The organism is Burkholderia sp. PU8-34 (assembly GCF_053427725.1).
This window is the reverse complement of record NZ_JBSAXC010000091.1, coordinates 1-314: the sequence shown is the minus strand read 5'-3', so window position 1 is coordinate 314 and position 314 is coordinate 1. Positions and strand designations below refer to the sequence as shown.

General features: G+C 61.8%; 1 protein-coding gene. It reads left to right on the top strand.

The window, feature by feature from the left end; all coding sequences use genetic code 11:
- Positions 1–314: two-partner secretion domain-containing protein (locus ACV22Z_RS35860; RefSeq protein WP_448080960.1), on the top strand; the 314-nt coding region annotated here is incomplete at both ends.

Here is a 314-nt window from a genome sequence, read left to right as displayed (position 1 = left end):
AGCGAACGTCGATCAGGTCGATCTGATTTCGCGGGCGGTTCAGGCGAATGCGGCGATCTATGCGAAGAATCTGAATGTCGTTGCAGGTGCGAATCGGGTCAGCCACGACACGCTGGACGTGAGGTCGATTCAGGGCGACGGCACTGCGCCTGCGGTTGCCATCGACGTGGCCCAGTTGGGCGGGATGTATGCAAACAGGGTGTATCTGGTCGGCAATTCGGCGGGTGTCGGAGTTGCGAATGCCGGCACGATTGCGGCACAGGCGGGTGACCTGACGTTGCGATCGGATGGCCGGCTCGTGCTTTCGGGGGAGA